Raw genomic sequence first — 22,054 nt, forward strand, 5'->3', positions numbered from 1 at the left:
TTTATTGGCCTCCCTGGCCGTCGAGCGCGGTTTTTTCCGGAACGACGGTGGCGCCGGGCCGCAGTTTTTGCAGGCCTTCGACCACGACCCAGTCGTCGGCTTTCAAACCTTCGCGTACGACACGCAACTGACCGATGCGGGCGCCGGGCTTGACCGGCCGGTATTCGGCCTGGTTATTGGCGTTGACCACCCAAACGAAGCGTTGGGCCTGGTCGGCACCGATGGCGCGGTCCGGCACCAACAGGGCAGGGTAAGCCGCCGAACCTTTCAGGCGCAGGCGGGCGAAGAAGCCGGGGCTGAGCAGTTCGTCGGGATTGGCAAACACGCCGCGCAGGGTCAAGGTGCCGGTGGCGGCGTCGGCGCGCGGGGAGATGTAGTCCAGTTTGCCCTGGTGGGGAAAGCCGTCTTCGTCGGCCACCGCCGCTTCGACCGCCGCGCCGTGCAGATCGGCGGTGGCGTTGCCTGCCTGCTTGGCCTGGCGCCGGTATTTCAACACCGATTGTTCGTCGGCATCGACGTAGACGTAGACCGGATCGGTCGATACCAATTGGGTTAACAGGGTGTCGTCGGCTTTGACCAGATTGCCGACCGTTAACAGCTCGCGGCCGACCCGGCCGCTGATCGGGGCGCGGATTTCGGTGTATTCCAGATTGAGTTTGGCGGTGTAGGCGCTGGCTTCGGCCGAAACCACGGCGGCGGCGGCTTCGCGCAGGCCTTTGCTGCGGGCGTCGTATTCTTCGGCGGAAATGGCTTTGGCTTTGAGCAGGTTCTCGGCGCGGGCCAGATCGTTTTTCGCCAGTTCGCGTTTGGTTTTGGCCCGTTCCAGTTCGGCGTTGGCGAAATTCAATTGCGCCTGCAACGGTTTGGGGTCGATCAGAAACAGCAGGTCGCCTTTTTTGACTTTATCGCCGGCATGGAAATTAACCTTTTCCAGGTAACCGCCGACCCGGGCGCGGACATCGACGGCATTGACGGCTTCGATGCGGCCGGTGTACTCGTCCCAGTCGCTGGTTTCCCGGCTCAGGGGTTGGGCAATTTTGACGTTGGCCGGCGGCATGGCGGCTGCGGTATTGCCCGGCGCGCCGGAATCGCCGCAACCGGATACGGCCAATTGCAGAGTGAATGCGAAGATGCTGAGACCAAGTCCTCGTCTGGCAAAGCGGGTCGGGCCTACTTGTGTTGCGGGGATGCGCGGATAAGCCCCCACTACCGATTCCAAAATAAATGCCATGCCCTCTCCCCTGAAATGCCTCAACTAAAAATGGTAATACCTATTACCGTTTAGTCTAGGGTATCATCGTTTGGCAAGTCAATTTATTTCATGAGTACGACAGCATGGTTAAATGTGGCCGCCCGTGTAAGGGCGACGAGCAACAAAGCCGGGATAGATTACTCGACGCGGCGCTGCAGCTTTTTTTGGAACACGGCTACGGCAATTTGAGTATGGAAACCATCGCCCGCGACGCGCGGGTCTCGCTACGGACCGTTTACAGCCAATTCGGCGGCAAAGCCGGCTTGTTCGGCGCGTTGATCCGCCGCTGCAGCGACCAGTTCATCGGGAGTCTGTGCGGCGAGTCGCCGCCGGAACAGGCTTTGCAAAGCTTTGCCTGCCAGTTTTTGTTTCGCATCACCCGTCCCGACGTATTGCGGATGCGGGCGATTCTGATCGGCGAGTCGCCGCGATTTCCGGAATTGGCGACCCAATTTTACGAACAGGGGCCGCGGCGGACGTTGGCGGCGCTGGCGCAGTTTTTCCGCCGCCACCAGCAAGCCGGTGCGATTGCCGATATCGACCCCGATTTTCTCGCCGACCAGTTCGTCAGTGCCGTGCGCGGCGAGCGGTTGCAGCGCCTGCAATTGGGCCTGGAGCCAACGCCGGATGCCGCCGAAATCGAACGCTGGGTGACGCCGGCTGTACGCCTGTTTCTGGCGGGTTGCCTGCTCAAGTAAGGTTTGGACCAGAGAGTCAAGGGTTCTCGTCGGGGGAGCCGGTCGGGTTGGCGCCGCGAATGTCCGACTTGCTGGATACGCTGCCGCGATCGCCGACCAGGCCGGAGATCGCGATGCGGCCGCGGTTCACGGCGCGTTGCAAATCTTGCGGCAAGTCTCCGATGGCGAGTTGCCGGTGAAATGCGAGTTCCAGACGTTCTGCGGCTTCCCAAATCGCTACCAGAGCCAGATTGGCGGCCGACCCTTTAAGTTTGTGAACCAGCGCGCGGGCTTGTTCGCCGTCACCGGCGGCGATTGCTTCGGCTATCGCATCGCCGTCGCGGCCGTGGTTGGCGATAAACTTTTCCAGATAGGTTTTATAGACGTCCAGTTCCCGCCAGGCCCGCAAACCTTTTTGCAGATCGATAACCGGCGCGGCATCGGCCGCCGGGACATCAGGCCCAGTCTCAGTCTCAGTCGGTGAAGATTGTGCCGGTCGTGAGGCATATTGCCGAAGGTAGGCGATCAACTTGTCGACGTCGAACGGTTTGGCGATAAAACCGTTCATCCCGGCAGCCAGCGAGGCCTCGATTTGAGATTGAAAGGCGCCGGCCGTCAGGGCGATCACCGGCAGCGCGGTTAATCCCAGCTGTTCGCGGATGCGGCGGGTGGCTTCGTGGCCGTCCATCTCCGGCATCTGCACGTCCATCAGCACCACATCGGCGCAACCGGGGTTGGCTTTCAGCCAGGCCAGTGCCGCGACACCGTCGTCGGCCAAAAACACTTCGGCCGCTTCCGATTCCAGAATCCGCTTCGCCATATCGCGGTTGATTTCGCTGTCGTCGACCACCAGTACCCGCAGCTGCCGGAGTTGGCCCTGGCTGGCCGTATCGCTCGGCCGCTGGCCGCGGTTACCTTGCGCATGACGCCTGGCTTCGCTGATTGCGTTGTACAGGGCCGATGCGGTGACCGGTTTGTTCAAAATCGCATCCGCCAATTCCGAGCCCGGTTCGTGGCTCAAGACTTCGCGGTCGTGCGCGGTGGCCATTACGATCAACGGCGCCTCCGGCGCGCCACCAAGTATCTGCTTGATTTCTTTGCCGGCCTGTAAGCCGTCCAGACCAGGCATCCGCCAGTCCAGCAACAGGATGTCCGGCAGTTTGCCGTGGCCGGCAGCCCGGCTGCGGATGCGCTCGACCGCTTCTGCGCCGGATGCGACCACCTCCGGGTTCCAGCCCAGGCTGCGTACCGTTGCTGCCAGCATTTCCCGGGCCAGCGGATGATCGTCGGCAATCAAGACGTTTTGGAAGGTCAGCGCCGGATGGGCGTAATCCTGCGCATCTACCGGTGTCGTTGGAATTTCGAACCAGAACTCGCTGCCTTTACCTAACTCGCTGCTGACGCCGATCTCGCCGCCCATCATTTGCACCAGGCAACGGCAGATCGACAAGCCCAGGCCGGTACCGCCGAACCGGCGGGTGGTGGAGGTGTCTTCTTGCGAAAAAGCGTTAAATATTTCGGCTTGTTTATCGGCGGCGATGCCCTTGCCGGTGTCGGTGACACTGAAGCGCAAGCCCGGCTTGCCGCCGACGCTGCAGCGGGCGACGGCCAGCGCGACGCTGCCGTGGGCGGTGAATTTCAGTGCGTTGCCGGTCAGGTTGACCAGTACTTGCTCCAGCCGCAAGGCATCGCCGAGCAGGTATTCGATGCCCTCCGGGGCCGGCCCCATGATGAATTCGACGTCGTCGTTGGCCGCGACCGAAGACATCAAGGTCGCGACATTATCCAGCACATCGTTGAGCCGGAACGGCGTGCGCTCGATTTCCAGCCGGCCGGATTCGATTTTGGAAAAATCGAGTATGTCGTTGATGATCCCCATCAGCGACCGTCCCGCCATGCGGATTTTTCTGACCAGTGCCAATTCCTCGGCGCCGAGCGGGGCTTTTTCCAATAAATAAGCGATGCCGAGAATCGCGTTCATCGGCGTGCGGATTTCGTGGCTCATATTGGCCAGGAAATTGCCTTTGACGTGGGCCAGACGTTCCGCTTCCCGCCGCGCGGTCTGCAATTCGGCGGTGCGTTCGGCGACACGTTGTTCCAGTGTTTCGTTCATTCGCAGGATTTCGTCCTGGGTCCGCTTGCGTTCAGAAATATCGACGATGGTCGCCAGCACGAAGAACTGTTTATTGTCCCAGAACGGGCTTAGGCCGATTTCCAGGGCGAATTGGCTGCCGTCTTTGCGGGTGCCGTACAAATCGCGGCCGGCTCCCATCGTCCGGCTGGACGGCTCCCGCATATATTGCGCGCGTTTTAACGCGTGGCCGGCACGGTCGGCGTTGGCCAGCAGCACTTCCACCGGCTGTCCCAGCAGCTCGGCCAGGCGGTAGCCGAACATGGCCTCGAAGGCGGGATTGCCCATGGCGATCCGGCCCTCGGCATCGACTACCAATAGACCGTTGGTATTGGCTTCGAACAGCATCCGGAAACCGGCTTGAGCTTGATGCAGCCGCAAGGCCGAATCGGCCTCGCTCCGCGCCAGTGCGGCGTCTTTTTCGGCATTGGCTTGCGCGGATTTGGCCTGAACCAGCCGGTGGATGCCGAGCCCGAATAGCGCCAGTAATACCAGCGCCCCGCTGATTTTGGCCGGCCATACCCGAAGTGCCAATTCGGTCAGCGTCCGTTCCGGCAAATGCGTAACGATGGTCCAGCGGATGTTGTGAGCCAAGGGTGCGTCGCCGTTCGGTACCGGTGAGGCCGTGCTCCAGGTCCACAAGCCATCGCCGAGTCTGATTTGGCCGCGGTTTTGTTGCGACACTGCGGCCCAGGCGGCCGGATTTTTGGCGGCCAGCGTCAGGTCGCGCTGGAACATGAAACCCCACTCGTCGGCCGGATTGGGGCTTTTCAGCCAGTAGCCGTCGGCGTTGAGCAGCATTAGCCGATCGGCGGCAGGGCCGGCGCTGGCGACGAAAGCCTGCAACATCGAGCGGGCGGCGACGTTGATCATCAAAATCCCCGCGGGGCTGCCGTCGGCTTGAAACACATGGGTGGCAACCCGTAATGTCGGCTTGTACGGGACTTCAATCTGGTCGCGGTCCACATTCAAGTCCAGCGGCGAAATGTAGATTGCTCCGCGGTTGAGCCGAATCGACTCCTGGAAGAAATAGCGCTGCTGCTTGTTCTGAAGTTCGTGTTGCGGAACCGGGTAGGGGTGGCCGTCGACGTTGTTGATCCGGACTTTTTCCCTGCCGGATTCGTCGATCCAGCGGATTTTGTCGTAGCTGGGATTCCGCGACATCAATGACAGGAAGGCTTCCACCATGGGTTGAAAATCGCTATTTTCGCCAGCCTCGTAGACCTGGCGTACCGGCCTTTCGCCGGCCAGACTTAGCAAATGCCGAATCGGCACTGCTAATTCCTGGTCCAGTCGGCCCTGGCTTAAGTCGACATAGGTACGCTCCTCGGCCATCAACATTGTCAACTCGCTGTGCACCCGCGCTTCGCCCAGGGTCCAGGCTCCGACCGCAATCAGAGCGGCGATCGGCAGAAACAACAGTAGAAAGTCTTTTAAGCTGCCGCGCTGCCTGTAACCTCCCGGTAAATCGGACGATTTGTTTGCAGTCGGTGACACTCGCTCCATATTCTGCTCACTTGGTGGTCGGTTCGGTAGGCGGTGGCTCTAGCATTGATGCTGCGTTAGCCGATGCCTGAAACTCTTGCTGAAACCCGGCCGCCCGGCATGCCGGAATCAATCCGGAACCGGTCTTGGGCTCTGCACTTTATACACTAGACTCGGTGCCAATGAAAACAGCGGAATCTTGAACAAACTAAGTCTTTGGGCCTAGTGCTGTGCGCGACCGCGGCCGGCGTTCAATTCGGCTTGCAATCTTTCCCGGTCCAGCTCGCGCTCGGAGTGGGAGATGACAATCGCCGCCACGGCGTTGCCGATCAAATTGGTCAGGGCCCGGGCTTCGGACATGAAACGGTCGATGCCGAGTATCAACGACAAAGCGGCCACCGGCACCGCCGGCACCACGCTCAGCGTCGCCGCCAGCGTGATGAACCCGGCGCCGCTGACGCCGGACGCACCCTTGCTGGTCAGCATCGCCACCAGCAACAGGCTCAGTTGCTGGCCGAGCGGCAGCTCGATATTCAGGGCCTGGGCCATGAACAGCGCCGCCATCGTCAGATAAATGTTGGTACCGTCCAGATTGAACGAATAACCCGCCGGAACCACCAGACCGACCACCGAACGCGAGCAGCCCAGCCGCTCCAGTTTCTGCATTAGCGGCGGCAAAGCCGACTCCGACGACGAGGTGCCGAGGACGATTAGCAGTTCCGCCCGGAGATAGCTTAAAAGTTTGAACAGGTTGAAACCGGTGAGTGCGGCAATACTGCCCAATCCCAAACCGATAAATAGGATGCAGCTCAAGTAAAAACACCCCATCAATGCTGCCAGCGGTTTCAGCGCGGCAATGCCGTATTTGCCGACTGTAAACGCCATGGCGGCACCGGCACCGAGCGGTGCCAGTTTCATCACCAGATTCAGCATCGCGAAAAACAACTGTGCGCTTTCCTCGACGAAGCGGTGCACCGAGCCGCCGGCTGCGCCCATCCGCTGCAGGGCGAAGCCGAACAGGGTCGATACCAACAATACTTGCAGCAAATCGCCGGAACCGGTGAAAGCGTCGGTGAAGGTTTTCGGAATGATGTGCAACAGAAAATCGGCAAGCCGTTGCTCGGAGGCCTGTTTGGCGAAGCCGGCTACTGCTTGCGGATCTAAGGTGGCCGGGTCGGCGTTAAACCCGGCGCCCGGTTTCAGCAGGTTGGCGAGCAACAGGCCCACGCCAAGGGCGAAGGTGGAGACGATTTCAAAATACAGCAAGGCTTTGATCCCGATGCGGCCGGCTTTTTTCATGTCCTCGGCCCCGGCGATGCCAAGCACGATGGTGCAGAAAATCACCGGCCCGATCAGCATTTTTACTAACCCAATAAAAGCGTCGCCGATGGGTTTGAGCAGCACGGCATGGTCGGCATCCAGTGCGCCGAACAAGGCTCCGCAGAAGATAGCGGCCAACACGGCAAGATAAAGGCGCGGCGAAGTCGGGGCAGGGTGCGGTAAGTGAGTCATGGGGCGAATGAATGGCGGCGGATCCGGTTGATCAGGTTATTATGGTACGGGATTGCAGGCAAAGCGTCTGCGCGGAAATGGCCGCCAGCGGCCACGGGAGACTGAACACATGGGCGGATTGGGCCGGACCCGGCTTATCGGTATTTTCTTAATTGGTTTGGCCGGTTGCGCCGAGCTGGCCGTGATCGACGGCACCTTGGTCTTTACATCGGCCGATACCGGCTGTATCGGCAAGGTCGCAACCCCGGCCGCGGGGCTGGAGCCGGTCGTCGACGACAGGCTGGTCGAAATAGCGTACGGCGCTCCCGGTCAGGGACAATTGTGCACCGGCCAAGCCTTTATGGTGTCGGCGCCGTTGACCGTTTACCGGGTCTGGGACAGCGGCCGGCCCTACAGCGAATACGGCAATTGGTGGACGTTTGCGGCGCCGGTCGCCGGTCTGGAACAATACCGCGAACTGGAAGCCATCTGTCCGGAATGGAGCGCGCCGGACCGGCTCAGCGTCTGCCAGATCAAGGTCGGAACCCGGATTGCGGTCGGGCCGGGCCAAAGCGTGCAATGTGCCGACGGTTCGAATTACCCGCCCGCCACCGCGAACCAGATTTATATTCCGAACGACGCCGCCAAGGGGAAAATGTATCTCGAGCATTGTGCGCCGGCTGTCCCCTGGCCGCAGTAGCAGCGCAATAAATCGAAAGACGGATGCCCACAGGCTGATCAGGCGGGCGACCTCGTCGTACCGGTCGTCGGTGCGGCGGCCGTCGTTATGGGTCAGGCGATCGAACTGGCCGCCGGGGCTCGAAGCTCAGCAGAAGGTAAGCCCGAGGATTCAAATTGGTTCGCTTGCCATCAGGGCGTTGCTTCCCAATTGATTTGGGCGCGAATGTTGATTGTCAGGCTCAAATCGATTCAGGCGCCAGCGCCATTTCGGCAGGCCGGCAACCAAATCCTTGCTCAATAACACCCAGGCACTCCGGGCATTTTTATTTAGCCAGCCGCTACGGCGGAGTATTTCTGTTACGCCGTTCGCTGAGGCTTTGCAGGCAACGCCCGTTCCTTGCTGCCATCGCAATGCTGACTGCCGCCAACCCAGTCAGGCCGCCAAGTCTGGGCCATGCTGGAATTGCTTAGCGTCAGCTGGATTGCCTTCCACTTGCTGACCGAATTTCGAAGCCCGGCCTGACTTGGCGGCAAAAATCAGGGCGGTTTAGAAACCAAATGTCAAATTCCCCCAATAGCTTTGGTAATCGGCGTTGGGATCATTTTCAACCGGGACTAGATGTACCGTGCTGACCATCCAATCGCCCGTGTCGGTTAAAGGAAAAGTCAGTAAGCCTTTGGCGTCGGTGTAATGCGTTTGCGGTTTGGCTGCATCGCTGGCGGTGTGCTTGTGCCAGGTCAGGATCATTTTGTTAGTCAGCGGTTTGCCTGCAAATAAGACTTGTACCGTCAAATTGTCGCCTTGCTTTAAGCGATAGGGATTTTGTAGCGGGATCAGTTCCAGTGGCATGCCCAAGACGCGCTTGAAGGTATCATCCGTTTTGGTGCCGACTTGTACCAAGGTTTTGGCGCAACGCCGGTAGTTTTCCCTGGAGGCGACATGCGCCGTACCGTTTTTTTCACGCCATTGATAAACGGCTTCGTTACCGTCTTCTTTGAGGTAATGATTAAATTTGTCAGCTTCCAGGGAAATGAAGGAGTTGTTGGATTCCATCGCCAATAAATGCGTGCCTTCGCTTTCAAACTGTAAGGCGATAGGGATGGTATCGCTTTGAAAAGTGGACGGCGTTAAATCGAATGCATGATTTTTAGTGTAATGCATTAGGGTCAGCGTGCGTTCCGCGCGCTTTGCCCAAACGTTGCCAATAAAATCTTCACCCACCCGAAAAACAAGTTGGTTGGCTGCGCCGCTGCTATCGAGTTTGAATTTATCGGGCATGAGCCAGAATTCATGCGCTGCCAGCGGATAACTGAACAGGAAGCAGACGTTAAAGGCACAGGATAGGAAGGTTTTGTTCATAGTCGCGATGGGCTTATGCAGTTTTTCGATGGAATACGTTGACCGGATTATAGTCGTTAGGGACGGGCGCTGTGTTTAGATCAAGCCTCCCCGTCCAGACAAGTCCTGTCCCTGAAGTAACCTCTAATGTTTCGGTAAGTCAATATGCGGACGATATTCCGACAGCACGCCGTATCGGGCACCGAGTATCCGGAACGGTCTCAACCCGGCACCGTCGACAATCACTTTTTAGTCAGTTGTCAGAGTCTGCCCAATCGGGCAAATCACGCAGCTGGCAGCATGTGATTGTGTGAAATCACCTGTTTTTCCGATTTTAGAATGGCTCAATTTAAGATTACTACTTGATTATTATTCAATTTATTTGCTCGGCACAAAATTAGCTCGTTCACGCGTTCGAAGCCAATGGCTGTACGTATCAAGTGTCGTTTTTAAGCTAATTTTTAATCTGAATAGGGCAGAGTAATGAATAATAAGGCGCATTTTGCTTGGCTGTTAGCCGTTCTCATCAGCGAAGTGTCCGCTCAAACCAAACAACAGGACGATAGTACACCGCTCGCAGAGCTGGATACTATGGTGGTTACCGCCACGCCGGGACGCAGTCTGGCGGTCAAAGACGTACAAGCCAGTGTCGAAGTCATCACTCCGCAACGGTTAAAAAGCCTTTCGCTACGCACCTTGCCGCAGATTTTGCAATATGCCGCCGGTACCGGGTTTGTGGCCGATTCCGGCACTAACTCACGGATTAACCTGCGTGGCTCCTCGAATAACCAGACCTTGATTTTAGTGGATGGCTTGCGTAGAACCGGGAAATTCGGCACCTCCGATTTGACGGGTTTGAGCATCGAAAATATTCAGCAGATCGAGATTATTCGCGGCCCGATGTCGGCCTTATACGGTGCCGATTCAATCGGCGGGGTGATTAACATCATTACCAAGGCGCCGGGCGAGCAATTTGGTGCAACCGGCAGTTTTACCTGGGGGCAGGCGGAACGAGGTCAGCGTGATACCTTTATTGAGCGGGCGGGCGTTTCGACCGGTGATTTTCATGGTCTGAAAAATCGTTTTTCTGCTGAGGTGTTTAATAAAAACGATTTAAGAGTGGATACCAGTGTTCCTACGACAACGCTCAAGGATATTGATCGCTACTACGTGAATTACGCGGGCTCTTATGACTTCACGCCCCAGCGCAAACTGCGCTGGACCGGCGAGCTGATGGAACAAAACGACACGGGTATGGCATTTAACCGAGCTCGTAATGTTGAGAATGAAGACCGCAAACAAATCAGCCTAACCTACGATGATGTCTATGACTGGGGCAGCGCACGTTTGTTGGGTACCTACGGTCAAACCCTGGCAAACGTCGGACGGAATGCTCAGGACCCCACTGATATTGAAAAAACCAAATTCGAATTGGGCCAAATTGAAGGCTTTTTAAACTGGTTTGCCGCCGATAACTTGACAGTCACCTTGGGTACCGGGGGACGGTTTCAGGATCTATACATATCGACGTTCGATCGCAACCGCTTTCCCGGCGCCCAAACGCGCCATGTGTTTCACGCCCTATCGCAGATCGACTGGGACATTATCCGTGATGTGAAACTGGTGGCGGGTGTGCGTTACGACACTTTTAGCGATTTTGGCGACGCGCTCAATCCTCGAGCCAGTTTATCCTGGTCTCCCGGCGATCTTAATTTTCGGGTTGGCTATGGTTCCGCTTTTAAAGCGCCAGAGTTTGTCAATATGTTTCCCACCTTTGTCCGTACTAGCCGACGAGGTCCGTTCACCAGTGTGTCTACGATTAACGGCAACCCAAGCTTAAGACCGGAAAAGTCTGAAACACTGGAAATGGCCGCCAAATACAGTTTTGACCATAACGATGTCTACGGTAGCTTGGAAGCGATTGGTCACGTCACCTGGTACGAGGATTTAATCCAGTCTATCAATACCGGCAATCGCACTGTGGGCACAGTCATATTCTCGGATTTTAATAACTTCAATACCGGACAGGCCAAGGTACGTGGCACCGAGATCATTTTTAACTTGGGTGTTAAGGAGTATTACAATCTATTCGCTTCTTACGAATATCTGGATGCCGAAGACACTCAAACCCACGAGCGCCTGATCGACCGATCACGTCATGCGTTTCGCTTTCAAAATACCTTTCATCTGCATCCGCAAGTGGATTTGTCACTGAATGGCCGATTTTATGACGGCTATGTCGGCAACAATGCCAATCGTGTGCGTGAGTCTGCTTACCACCATGAGTTCGATGCCAAACTGGATTATGCCGCTACCCAGTGGCTGACCGCCTTTGTCGGCGTCGACAACGTATTTAATCGTGTCACGCCCTATGTCATGGGCTTGCAAGGCACGCCCAATGATCCGGGTGGCCGCTTTTATTACACCGGTTTTAACGTCAGTTACTAGGAGGCGACATGCCGTATTGGTTTATTTTAATCGGCGCGCTGAGTGCCGTGACTGCCTGGGCTGAGGATGCCCCCAAAGCGCATGCTATGCCGCATCACGGCGGTAATCAGCATGCCACCTACTTAAGCGAACCCAGCGCGATTCGCTATTACTTGCCGGATTTAAGCAGTCAGGTGTTGGAAAAGCTGGAATTGCCCAAGCTGGGCTTTGAAGGCTATTACGCCTTGGTCTTGGAAAAACAGCAGCCCGGCCTGCTTGAAGCCGAGGTGCGCTACAGCTATAAAAACGGTCGCCCGATGAAGGCCAAGCCTCAAGCCTTGTTTGGCTTGCAGAAAACCGCGCTGGAAATAGAACCCGATCCGCATCCCGCCGAGCATGCCCGCTACTACAGTGGCAAAACCTGGCACTTTAAAGTGCGCTTTCAGGGCCAGCCCTTACCGAATCAGCCGGTGCGATTTCGTTCGCAAAACGGCACTCAATTGAGCGCAACGACCGACCCGCAAGGCCGTGTGGCGTTTGAATTGCCGGACGACTTTAGTGCCATCGAGCCGGGACTAACGGCCAATCCGCTCGCCGAGTTTGCGATCAGCACCGAATTGAATGCCAACGACCAACGCTATCGCTCCACCCTCAAAGGCGATTATTACGTATCGCCGCTGCATTGGCAGTCCGTGCCTTGGGGGGCGGGCTTGGCCGGGGTGGGTGTTGTGGTGGGCTTGTGGTTAAACAGACGTTTGTCCAACAAACCGTTAAAAGTCAAAAAATATGCGAGTGCTGCGTCATGAATCTATCCGTAATGCGTAAAACGGTGCAAGGGGCGTTGTTTTTCTTAATGGTTTATGGCGGCTACTGGTTAGGTCCCTATACCACCGACAAGCTCAGCAAAGCCTTGCCGGCACTCAGTTGTGCCTATGATCCGTTAAGTGCCGATTATTGTGCCCTGGTGCCGCTACAACACCAGATTCATCATGGCTTGGAACGGGTATTCGCCGGACAAATGCCGGTCTGGATGGCCTTGCTGCCCATTGCCATTACCCTGGGCACCTTTCTGGTGTTGTTTGTGCTGTTTAGCAAAGCCTTTTGTGGCTGGGTGTGTCCGTTGGGCTTCTTCCAGGACATGCTGAGCATTGTCGGCCAAAAATTGGGTTTGCAAGGCAAGCAAAGCTTAACCGATAGTACCGTCGATAAAATTCGGCCCGTTAAGTGGTTGATGCTGTCGTTGCTGGTGTTTGGCTTTCCGTTGCTGGCAGCCGCCGGTTATGTCGATGAAGCCTGGGGCGCGCCGTTTTGTGCGGTCTGCCCAAGCCGCATCATGACTACCTTGATGACCGGTAGTACTGATCAGCTGTATGTGGATTCGGCCAGCGCCAGTTTGACCGGCTTGTCGATAGTCGGGGTGTTTCTGTTTGGCTTGGTCATCTCGCTGGGCTTGACGGTGCGCCAGCCGTTTTGCCGGGTTTGCCCCATGCTGGCGCTGCAAGCGATTTTTCGTAAAGTGGGGCTGTTGCGCCTGGTCAAAAACGCCACGCCCCGTTGTGATAAATGCGGTTTATGCGCCAATGCCTGCCCGATGGATATTCGGGAAATCCATACCGAAATGCACAAATACGATATTACTTATCCCGATTGCACGCTGTGTGGTCGTTGTGTGGAGTTTTGCCCTGACGACAAAGTCCTGCAATTGCGTTATGCCGGATTGCCGGTTTTTTCTTCGAGCAGCCAGTATTTCAAAGACCGCAAACAAAGCCAAAAACAATGGGAAACCATTTCCCTGGCCAAGCTGCACCGCAAACCTAAAGCCCCGCAAGAGATTCGGTAGCTATGGAAGCGACCAGCCTTACCATGAGCGCCGCGTTTATACTGGGTTTTACCTATGGTGCCGGCGCCTGCAATATCGCCTGTCTGCCGTATTTGGGGCCGGTGTTTTTCGCCAGCGAATCCGGCGGGTTAAAACAGGCCTGGCGCCGGGTCACCCCGTTTTCGGTGGGGCGCCTGGTGGGCTATGCCTGTGCCGGTTTATTGGCGGGCCTGTTGGGCGACTTATTGGCCGATACCTTGCAACAAACCGGTTTGCGCTGGCTGTTGGGACTGGCCACTTTGTGGGTGGCGATTGCGCTGTTTCGCGGCAAACGCGCTGCGCACAAGCCTTGCGCCACCACCCGCCAAACACCCAATCGCCGCTTTGGTTTGGGTACCGGCTTATTTGTAATGGGGCTGGGCATGGCTTTTAATCCGTGTGCGCCGCTCAGTGCCTTGTTAGTGGCGGCAGCCACGGCGGGCAGTGCACTTTCCGGCTTCGGACTTGGCTTGGCGTTTGGGGCGGGGGCGGTGATTTTGCCCACTTTGATTTTCAGCATCGGCGTCGCGCATTTTGCCAGCGAGCTGCGCGCCAACTGGGGGCGCTGGCGTCCGCATCTGGAATACGCCAGCGCGGGGATGATGCTGTTGATGGGTTTGGGCACCTGGATGGGCTGGATTAGCCCTTAGCGCTGGGCAATTTTGCCAGCAAGCGGTCTAAATCGGCTTCACTTAAAGCACCTAAATGCCGTGCCACGATTTTGCCTTGCGGATTGACCAACACGGTAAAAGGCAGCCCTTGACGCTGGTTGCCCAATTTAAAGGCCAGATCAATGCCGCGTTCATCCACCCACTGCGGGTAATCAATCGCCGTGGTTTGCATAAACTGGCTGACGTTTTCCGGGCTGTCCACCGCAAACCCCAAGATCGCCAGCCGCTGGGGATCGGTTTGCGCAAAACGCCGGTTGAAATACGGAATTTCGGTGCGACAGGGCTGACACCAAGTCGCCCAAAAGTTAATCAGCAACCAACGCCCTCGCCATTGCTCCAGGCTTTGGGGTTCGCCTTGTAGATTGGTATAGCGCACCGACTCAAGCCGCTCGACTGGCCGATGTGATTGACTATAGAACCAGACCGCCGAACTCAACACGACTGCAAATATCAGATGGGGGAGCCAAAATTTCATGATGGATTGGAAAATACAGGTTTAGTTTGAACGGCAGCAGGTATGGCGCAATAGCCAACGGGCATTGCGCCGTCTGTTTTGAACGTGCTCCCCGCGGCCAATTTCGATTCAAATTGAACCGTTACCTGGCAATAGGTTTAGTTTAAAGGGTTTTCAGCGCTGCTCGCGCATATTGATTGAGCGTCCAAGTTTTTTGATGGATTGATTTTTTAACGAGGTATACATAATGAACAAAGGATGGATGATTTTGGCGGGTTTACTTGGGCTGCAAGTCGCGAATGCGGATCAGCTTGTGGTAGTGGCCGGGGCCACCGGGCGCACTGGCGTGCATGTGGTGCAGCAACTTCAGGGACAGGGGATTAAAGTGCGGGCCTTGGTGCGCGATGCCAACAAAGCCAAAGAAACCCTGGGCGATGGTGTGGAAACCGTCATCGCGGATGTTAAAGATCCGGCCAGTTTACAAGGTGCTTTAGTCGGCGCGACGGCGGTGGTCTCGGCCATAGGCTCGGGCGGGGATTGGTTTGGTGATAACGGCCCGGAATTCGTTGATTACGCGGGTAACAAAAATCTGGCTTTAGCCGCCAAAGCTGCCGGTGTTCAACATATGGTGCTGGTGTCTTCGATGGGTATCAGCAATTTGCAACACCCTTTAAATCGACGCTTTAACAACGTGCTGATCTGGAAATACCTGGGCGAGGAAGCGCTCAGGAAAAGCGGCGTGCCGTACACCATTATTCGCCCTGGCGGCCTGAAAGACGACGCCGTTGGGACACGAGGCATTCGGCTAACCGGTGCCGACCAAACGGGACAAGGTACCGTTAATCGCGCCGATGTGGCATTGGCTTGTGTCAAAGCATTGTTCAACCCAGCCGCACAAGGTAAAACCTTTGAGCTGACCAACACGGATCAAACCGGCGAGCTTAGCGATTGGTCGGCTTTATTTGCGGGCGTGGAGCAGGACAAACAATGAGCCTGCGCAGCGGTTTAAGCAAATGGCTGATGCTCGGATTATGGGCAACCAGTCTGACAGCCAGCGCCGATAAAATCCTGGTTGCCGGTGCCACCGGCGGCACCGGGCAACACATCGTGCATCATTTGCTGCAACAAGGGCAGGCGGTGCGGATTTTTGCTCGCGATGCCGACAAGGTACAACTCTTGTTTGGCTCGACCGCGGGCTTGGAAATTCAAATCGGCGACATTCGCGACCCGCAAGCCGTCGGGCAGGCCGTGCAAGGGGCCACGCATATTATTTCGGCGGTCGGTGCCCGTAGCCAGGATGAAGACGATCCCAACAGTGCGCGCTATGTCGATTACGAAGGGACGCAACATCTGGTCAAAGCCGCTCAGCACTATGGCATCCAGCAGATTATCTTGGTGTCGAGCGCAGGTTTGAGTGATTCGGTGTACGCCGAATCGGTCAAAAATCGGCCAATTTTGTTGTGGAAAAAACAAGCCGAGCAAGCTGTTCAATCAAGTGGCATTCCTTACACCTTGGTGCGTCCCGGCCGTTTACTGGATGAAGACGGTGGACAATTTGGCATCCGCGTCACGCAAGGCGATTATCAACGCGGAGACGGCATTGCCCGCAATGATGTGGCGCGGGTCTGTGTCGCCGCACTAAATCAACCGGCAGCGCATGGTAAAACCTTTGAAATTACAGGCGATCGCAGTCAAGCGCCGGTCACTGATTGGCCGGCGTTTTTTCAAGCCATGCGACACGATTAAACCATGCAGCCTTTAAAAATCCGTTTTGCCGCGCTCGACGCGCGCGGCCAGTCCCGGCTTGCGGCTTGGGTGGGCTTTGCGTATTTCTTTTTTCTGCTCAGTAGCTATTACGTGTTACGGCCGGTGCGGGAAATGCTGGGGGTGAGTGGCGGCACTAAAAATCTGCCCTGGTTATTTAGCGCTACCTTTGCCGCCATGCTGTTAGCCGTACCGGCCTACGGCTGGATTTGCAGCCGTTTTCCACGCCGTCGGTTTTTGCCCTGGGTGTATGGCTTTTTTATCAGCCATTTACTGCTGTTCTATGGATTGTTGCAATGGGACCTCAACAATCTCTGGGTCGCCAGAGGCTTTTTTGTCTGGCTGAGCGTGTTTAGTCTGTTTACGGTGTCGGTGTTCTGGAGCTTTATGACCGACGTATTCGACAAGCAGCACGCACAGCGCTTGTTTGGCTTTATTTCCGCTGGCGGTAGCTTGGGGGCTATGGTGGGGCCGTTGTTGGCAACCGGTTTTGTGGGCGTTATTGGCCCGGCCAGCTTGTTACTGTTGTCCGCCGTATTGCTGGCTTTGACTTTGCCCTGCATTCATTTTTTGTTGTACTGGCAAGCCGGACAAGCAACCGACCAGTCAGGCCGATTTGCCGGAGATCAGCCCGTGGCGGGAGGTATCTTGTCCGGTTTGGGCTTGCTGTTGCGCAGTCCCTACCTGTTGGGCATTAGTGGCTTTATTTTGCTGGCCAGTGCCAACGGCACGTTTTTGTATCTGCTCCAGGCCGATTTTGTCGCCAACACCTTTACCGACAAAACCCAGCAGACTCAAGTATTTGGGGCTATAGACAGCGTGGTGAACGGCTTGTCGATTCTGGTGCAACTGATCTTCACCCGCCGCATCATTGCATCACTGGGTGCCGCCTGGACACTGGCTAGTATCCCCATCATCATGGCACTCGGCTTTGCCGCATTTGGCTGGAACCCGAGTTTGCCCCTGTTGCTGGGGTTGATGATTTTACGTCGGGTCGGGGATTACGCCATTCTAAGGCCAGCACGGGAAATGTTGTTCGCCCCGCTTGATCGGGTCACCAAATACAAGGCCAAAAACATCATCGATACCGTCGTTTTTCGCGGGGGTGATGCCCTGACCAGCTGGCTATACGCGCCATTCGGCGCTTTAGGCATTGGCTTGATCGCCGCTGCTATTGCCAGCGTTTGGGCGGGTTTGGGCTTTGTTTTGGGCCGACGACATCAACAGACCCAACGCTGAAAAGCGCATGATTTGCGTGGGTTAGGTGCAGGGGCCTATTTCATTCCAGACCAGCTACCCATTCCGACTCAAGCCAAGTCCCGTCATCGATTCCGATACGATTACGCCAGCACTGAATGACTGCTTTTGGACGAGGCTAATTGGCGGGATCGAGCCTGACTGGACACTGATCTAAAGCAATAGGAAAAGCTATTGGTCTGTCCGCCAATACAATAATTGAGCTCCTGTTCTTGATAACTCAGTTTTTCATTTGAAAGGCTGGAAAATTGGTCTAAAATTCATTTATTTCTCGTTGTAGACAACGTAAATGACTGAGGTTCAAGCCATACAATTTACGCAAGATCAAGCAAGAACCATCACGGGTATTTCTTCGGAAACCTTGCGGCATTGGCGTAAAAACATTCCATATCTGGCGGAAAAATCTGGAAAGGCGGCTCGGTTTAGCTTTTCTGATTTGATTTGCCTCGCATCGACCGCCCAAGCTATCGAAGACTTTGGAGCCTCAATCAGTAACATCGGGCCGGTAATTGACAACTTGTTCCGAAAACTGGCCGAATCGCGTCCAGCTATGCTGCAAAACCAAGCCATTATTATCAGAGGGACAAACGCCACCATTTGCCATGTCGATGAGATAGGCAAGCTTGATTTTTCCACCCCCGTCATGGTGATTCCTTTGGCCAAATTAACGGAATCCATGCGGCAATGCCTGTTACCTGAACTATCCGCTCAACAGCAACTGGATATACCGTTTACGCTGCAAAGCGTGCGAGGCTAACGCCATGGGGCTCCGATAGTAATGAAGATGGACTGGATTAATGAGCTAAGAAATTTCGGCGCGAGAAGCGAAGACGTTGTCGTGTTGGAAGGCAACCAAAGTCCTTCTATATTGCCTTATCTCGACCTGGTGGAAGGGCGCTCAAAACGACCCTTATTGATGCCCGAGGCCGTGGTGGAAGTTCAGCATCAGCCTCTGCTGTATCTATATTCTGAAGCGCATTTCAGTGTTGACCAGCAATTCGATAATCGCCTGTCACAAATAAAAAGGCTTATGGCAATGCGGGGGGATGCCGCGTTAATCGGTATCTTACGGCACGGAGTTCTGGAGTTACATTCAACGGGGTTGACTTCAAAAAAGGATAACCAGCCAGTCGATATAAGACAGCAAGATGTTGATGCCGGGTGGTTAATTCCTCGGCTTGCCCAAGGGAACTCTCCTGTTCCCTTCGGTGAAAAACTTATTGAGACGGAATTATTTAGGCTACTTGAGGAGTCTGCTAAAGAGTTACGGGAAGCGGGTTTACCTGTGGCGGAAATAGTCTCTTTAACTGGCCGCGCTGTGTTTCTGCGGTTTTTATTGGATCGCGAAATCTTGCCTCGTAACCAACCTGTACCGTTTCTTGCTTTGGGAAATTGTTCACCGGATAGCGCTTTTGATAATCCACAAAACGCAGCGGCAACTTGCCTTTGGCTGGATCAAACCTTTAACGGCGATTTATTGCCGTTACCGAATAAGGACTTAAACGCTTACTTTGATAGCCTACTGCAAGGCAAGAACGGCAATCATATTTTTAAAGCCCTGCAGGCCATCCTGCATTTTGATGATCCACTGGGCGATGGCGTTTATCAAGGCCGATTTAATTGGGAGGATTTGCATCTTGCCCACGTCCCGGTTGGCCTGCTGAGTCAAGTCTACGAGCGCTACATGGAAATGTTCTATCCCAAAGAACGCAAAGCCACGAGCGCCTATTACACCCCGAGACATATCGCGGAAATCATGGTTGACGAGGCATTTTTCGGCCTTGAATTGCCTCATCGGGCTAAAGTGCTCGACCCGGCAGCTGGAGCAGGCGTTTTTTTAGTAGCGGCTTTTCACAAACTGGTCGAAGCCCGTTGGCGTCAGGAAGGTAAACGCCCTAATCGCGCTGTGTTACGGGAAATTCTCAATCAGCAAATACGCGGCTTCGATGTCAATTGTCACGCACTAAAACTCGCCGCGCTGTCCCTCTACCTGACTCGCCTGGAACTTGATCCTGAACCCTCACCAATGGAAGCCTTACGCTTCGAATCTTTGCAAGGCAAGGTGCTGTTCAATTGGTCTAGTGCAGATCATTCAGAACAAGATTTGTTAAGCCCTGTCGCAGGAAGCTTGGGTGATCATGTTGGCTCTGAGCATAACGGTGCATATGACATTGTGATCGGCAACCCGCCGTGGAGTGCTCACGATAAAGGCCACAAGAATTTAAAAAAGGTTTACACCGATGTATCGCGCAGGGTTGCTGTTAGCCGGCAAATACCCAATGCTGATAGATATACCAATCCTGACGGGGTGCCTGATTTGCCGTTTTTATGGCGGGCGATGGAATGGGCTAGACCGGGCGGGCGCATTGCTTTCGCCTTGCATGGACGGTGGTTGTTCAAGCAATCGAAACAGGGAATTCAGTCGCGCAACGCCATCTTAGAAGCTCTAAACATCACGGGCATACTGAATGGCGCAGCACTCAGAAGTACGGAGGTTTGGCCTCGGGTAACGGCTCCGTTTTGTCTAGTTTTCGCTGAAAATTGTTTACCAAATTTAAATGCTGGATTTTTCTTCGTATCCCCGCAGCTCGATCCTGCGTTAAATAAAGAAGGTCGGTTGCGCATTGATGCACAAGCTGCTGAGCCGGTGTTGAGACGGGACGTAATCGATAAGCCTTGGTTACTAAAGTCGTTGTTCCGTGGAAATAGGTTAAGTAGTAGTGTAATTGACAAAATTAAATGCCGAAATTGGCCCACTATTGAAGACTACTGGAAAGAAAACAAATTGGCTCTAGGCGAGGGGTATCAATCCACCGCTTCAGGAACGATAGATGCCTCTTATCTGAAGGGACGGCTTGATGTTAACGCCTTTTATGAGGCTCATCCTTTTTCAATTTCCCAAGAAAAACTCGTCGAATTTCAGTTTACTCATATTTATCGTCGAAAAAAAACTGAAATATTTCAACAGCCGTTGGTGTTAGTGCGTGAAGGTTCTAGATATGATCGTAATCGAGGTCGTGCTCTTTTAGTTAAAAACTTAAATGAAATTATATATAGCGTATCTTTTTTTGGATTTAGTTGCTTTGGAAGTCCACAAGCAGCGCTGCTTGCACAATATGTTTTAATTTTATTTCACAGTAAATTTTTCTTGTTCTTTCAATTAGCAACAAGCAGTAGGTTTGGTGTGGAGAGAGACGCATCACTTACTGAAGACTTAAGAAGAATGCCATTCGTACCAATCGAATCACTCAATTCAAGCCAAAAAGAACAGATAATTTCTTTTGCAAATCAAATGATAACCGATCCTTCGTCGCCTCCTTGGGAGGAAATCGACGAATTGGTTGCAGAGATTTATGGTTTAAACCGTTGGGATCGCCAAGTTATAGACGATTCGCTAACTATGGATTTACCTGACGGTACCGAAGAATCGAAACAAGCCTCGATCCCCTGTTCTAATGAACAAAAGGCGGCCTTCAAAAACGCCTTACACGCTTCTATGGACCCATTTTTCAGCGTAACCGGACGCGAGCTGAATATTTCGCTTTGCGACAACGGAAACACCAAACCTTGGGTCTTTATTGATATAGACACATCCGGCCAACTGCCACAAGTTTCCGATAATTTATCGCCAAATATATTAGACAAAGCCGACGATTTAATGGTTAGCCGCATTATCCAAACTTGGGAAAGTTATCCGGGTTGCTTGCGTGTCGGTATTCTCGATCAAGCACGCTATTGGACGGTAACGCAAGCGAGATTGTTAGCCGCCGATTTATTGCGTAATTACGGTCATCAACTCGAACAAGGACGTTAAATGCGAGGATTGTTTTCAGGCAGTGTGTGGCTTGGCAATGCCAAATTGCCTCATCCTCCGATCATGGAAGGTATGATTGAAATCATTGAAAATGCAATAAGAGCCGCATGGAAGCAAGTTATCGAAACTATCGATTTAAACGGCATAAAGACTGAAGATGCCTACGAAGATCAAATAACCGAAGCGCTTTGTAAATACCTCGAAGGTATTCGCTTGAAAAGCTCATCTGGATTTTGTCCAGACCAATTCGAATCGGTGCAAAGAGAAAGCAACTGGCGAGATTATCAAAACTTCAGCATCGATAAGCAACCAGATTTGGTTTTCAAATTCTTTGGAAAACGACCAGGCGTAGATTTTGATAGCGCTTATTACGATGGCTTGTTCATTGAATGCAAACCAATTGATTCTAAACACCCAATTCAAGGACATTATCTTGACAAAGGTTTATCACGCTTTGTCGACGGAACCTATGCGTGGGCAATGCAAAACGCGATGATGCTAGGCTACACGAATCACGGTAATAACTTGAACAGTAAACTGATACCAGTCCTGTCGAAATCATCGGTACAAGAATCCCTAAAAATGTGCGATCCGCCGTCACCTTGCATAAACGATACAGTTATTTTTGATCGATGCGAAACTCGCCATACCCGAGATTGGATATATCAACACAATGGCGAAAAAGCCGGCTTTATTCGAATAAGGCATTTATGGCTTGGATATCAAAGAACACCTTGAAAATCTTCATCTTTT

The 22,054-nt window shown here is 54.2% G+C and carries 17 protein-coding genes; 12 read left to right on the forward strand and 5 right to left on the reverse strand.

What is annotated here, in order from left to right; all coding sequences use genetic code 11:
- Nucleotide 1 precedes the first annotated feature (1 nt).
- A complete protein-coding gene (locus ACH518_RS10405) occupies nucleotides 2–1,231 on the reverse strand; it encodes an efflux RND transporter periplasmic adaptor subunit (protein WP_445372843.1) in 1,230 nt (409 codons plus the stop codon).
- A gap of 104 nt (nucleotides 1,232–1,335) precedes the next feature.
- Here ACH518_RS10405 and ACH518_RS10410 point away from each other — a divergent pair, with 104 nt between their 5' ends.
- Nucleotides 1,336–1,950: a TetR/AcrR family transcriptional regulator gene (locus tag ACH518_RS10410; protein WP_278212688.1), complete on the forward strand. Its 615-nt coding sequence runs from the start codon at nucleotides 1,336–1,338 to the stop codon at nucleotides 1,948–1,950.
- Nucleotides 1,951–1,966: 16 nt separating this feature from the next.
- Here the strand turns inward: ACH518_RS10410 and ACH518_RS10415 are convergent, their stop codons facing one another.
- Both ACH518_RS10415 and dctA read right to left on the reverse strand, forming a co-directional pair.
- Nucleotides 1,967–5,557 carry a response regulator gene (locus tag ACH518_RS10415; RefSeq protein ID WP_445372844.1) on the reverse strand — a complete coding sequence of 1,197 codons (3,591 nt, stop codon included), beginning with the start codon at nucleotides 5,555–5,557 and terminating at the stop codon, nucleotides 1,967–1,969.
- A gap of 210 nt (nucleotides 5,558–5,767) precedes the next feature.
- Nucleotides 5,768–7,057 carry a C4-dicarboxylate transporter DctA gene (gene dctA / locus ACH518_RS10420; protein WP_445372845.1) on the reverse strand — a complete coding sequence of 430 codons (1,290 nt, stop codon included), beginning with the start codon at nucleotides 7,055–7,057 and terminating at the stop codon, nucleotides 5,768–5,770.
- Nucleotides 7,058–7,166: 109 nt separating this feature from the next.
- Here dctA and ACH518_RS10425 point away from each other — a divergent pair, with 109 nt between their 5' ends.
- Complete coding sequence (locus ACH518_RS10425; protein ID WP_445372846.1) at nucleotides 7,167–7,736, forward strand: hypothetical protein; 570 nt, start codon at nucleotides 7,167–7,169, stop codon at nucleotides 7,734–7,736.
- A 528-nt stretch (nucleotides 7,737–8,264) separates the two neighbouring features.
- Here ACH518_RS10425 and ACH518_RS10430 read toward each other — a convergent pair.
- Complete coding sequence (locus ACH518_RS10430; protein WP_445372847.1) at nucleotides 8,265–9,077, reverse strand: DUF4198 domain-containing protein; 813 nt, start codon at nucleotides 9,075–9,077, stop codon at nucleotides 8,265–8,267.
- Nucleotides 9,078–9,539: 462 nt separating this feature from the next.
- Between ACH518_RS10430 and ACH518_RS10435 the strand changes: the two genes are divergently transcribed.
- Genes ACH518_RS10435 through ACH518_RS10450 form a run of 4 tightly spaced genes read left to right on the forward strand, consistent with a single transcriptional unit; the run spans nucleotide 9,540 to nucleotide 13,991 of the window.
- Nucleotides 9,540–11,504 carry a TonB-dependent receptor plug domain-containing protein gene (locus tag ACH518_RS10435; RefSeq protein ID WP_445372848.1) on the forward strand — a complete coding sequence of 655 codons (1,965 nt, stop codon included), beginning with the start codon at nucleotides 9,540–9,542 and terminating at the stop codon, nucleotides 11,502–11,504.
- 8 nt (nucleotides 11,505–11,512) lie between these two features.
- Complete coding sequence (locus ACH518_RS10440; RefSeq protein WP_445372849.1) at nucleotides 11,513–12,289, forward strand: hypothetical protein; 777 nt, start codon at nucleotides 11,513–11,515, stop codon at nucleotides 12,287–12,289.
- Complete coding sequence (locus tag ACH518_RS10445; protein ID WP_445372850.1) at nucleotides 12,286–13,323, forward strand: 4Fe-4S binding protein; 1,038 nt, start codon at nucleotides 12,286–12,288, stop codon at nucleotides 13,321–13,323. The genes ACH518_RS10440 and ACH518_RS10445 overlap by 4 nt, the downstream gene beginning before the upstream one ends.
- Nucleotides 13,324–13,346: 23 nt before the next feature.
- Entirely contained in the window at nucleotides 13,347–13,991 is a 645-nt protein-coding gene (locus ACH518_RS10450) for a sulfite exporter TauE/SafE family protein (protein ID WP_445372851.1), read from the forward strand.
- Here ACH518_RS10450 and ACH518_RS10455 read toward each other — a convergent pair.
- Nucleotides 13,981–14,487 carry a TlpA family protein disulfide reductase gene (locus tag ACH518_RS10455; protein WP_445372852.1) on the reverse strand — a complete coding sequence of 169 codons (507 nt, stop codon included), beginning with the start codon at nucleotides 14,485–14,487 and terminating at the stop codon, nucleotides 13,981–13,983. The two genes, ACH518_RS10450 and ACH518_RS10455, sit on opposite strands and share 11 nt — an antisense overlap.
- 226 nt (nucleotides 14,488–14,713) lie before the next feature.
- On the opposite strand from ACH518_RS10455, the gene ACH518_RS10460 reads away from it, so the two are divergent.
- The 6 genes from ACH518_RS10460 to ACH518_RS10485 all read left to right on the forward strand — a co-directional run bounded on the left by ACH518_RS10460 (nucleotide 14,714) and on the right by ACH518_RS10485 (nucleotide 22,039).
- On the forward strand, nucleotides 14,714–15,457 hold the full coding sequence (locus ACH518_RS10460; protein ID WP_445372853.1) for an SDR family oxidoreductase: 744 nt from the start codon (nucleotides 14,714–14,716) through the stop codon (nucleotides 15,455–15,457).
- Nucleotides 15,454–16,212: an SDR family oxidoreductase gene (locus tag ACH518_RS10465; RefSeq protein WP_445372854.1), complete on the forward strand. Its 759-nt coding sequence runs from the start codon at nucleotides 15,454–15,456 to the stop codon at nucleotides 16,210–16,212. The genes ACH518_RS10460 and ACH518_RS10465 overlap by 4 nt, the downstream gene beginning before the upstream one ends.
- A 3-nt stretch (nucleotides 16,213–16,215) precedes the next feature.
- Nucleotides 16,216–17,469 carry an NTP/NDP exchange transporter gene (locus ACH518_RS10470; RefSeq protein ID WP_445372855.1) on the forward strand — a complete coding sequence of 418 codons (1,254 nt, stop codon included), beginning with the start codon at nucleotides 16,216–16,218 and terminating at the stop codon, nucleotides 17,467–17,469.
- Nucleotides 17,470–17,776: 307 nt separating this feature from the next.
- A complete protein-coding gene (locus ACH518_RS10475; protein WP_445372856.1) occupies nucleotides 17,777–18,244 on the forward strand; it encodes a hypothetical protein in 468 nt (155 codons plus the stop codon).
- A gap of 21 nt (nucleotides 18,245–18,265) precedes the next feature.
- Entirely contained in the window at nucleotides 18,266–21,301 is a 3,036-nt protein-coding gene (locus ACH518_RS10480; protein ID WP_445372857.1) for an HsdM family class I SAM-dependent methyltransferase, read from the forward strand.
- Nucleotides 21,302–22,039, forward strand: a complete 738-nt coding sequence (locus tag ACH518_RS10485) for a hypothetical protein (protein WP_445372858.1) — start codon at nucleotides 21,302–21,304, stop codon at nucleotides 22,037–22,039.
- Nucleotides 22,040–22,054: the final 15 nt, after the last annotated feature.

Source organism: Methylomonas sp. HW2-6, from assembly GCF_052474525.1.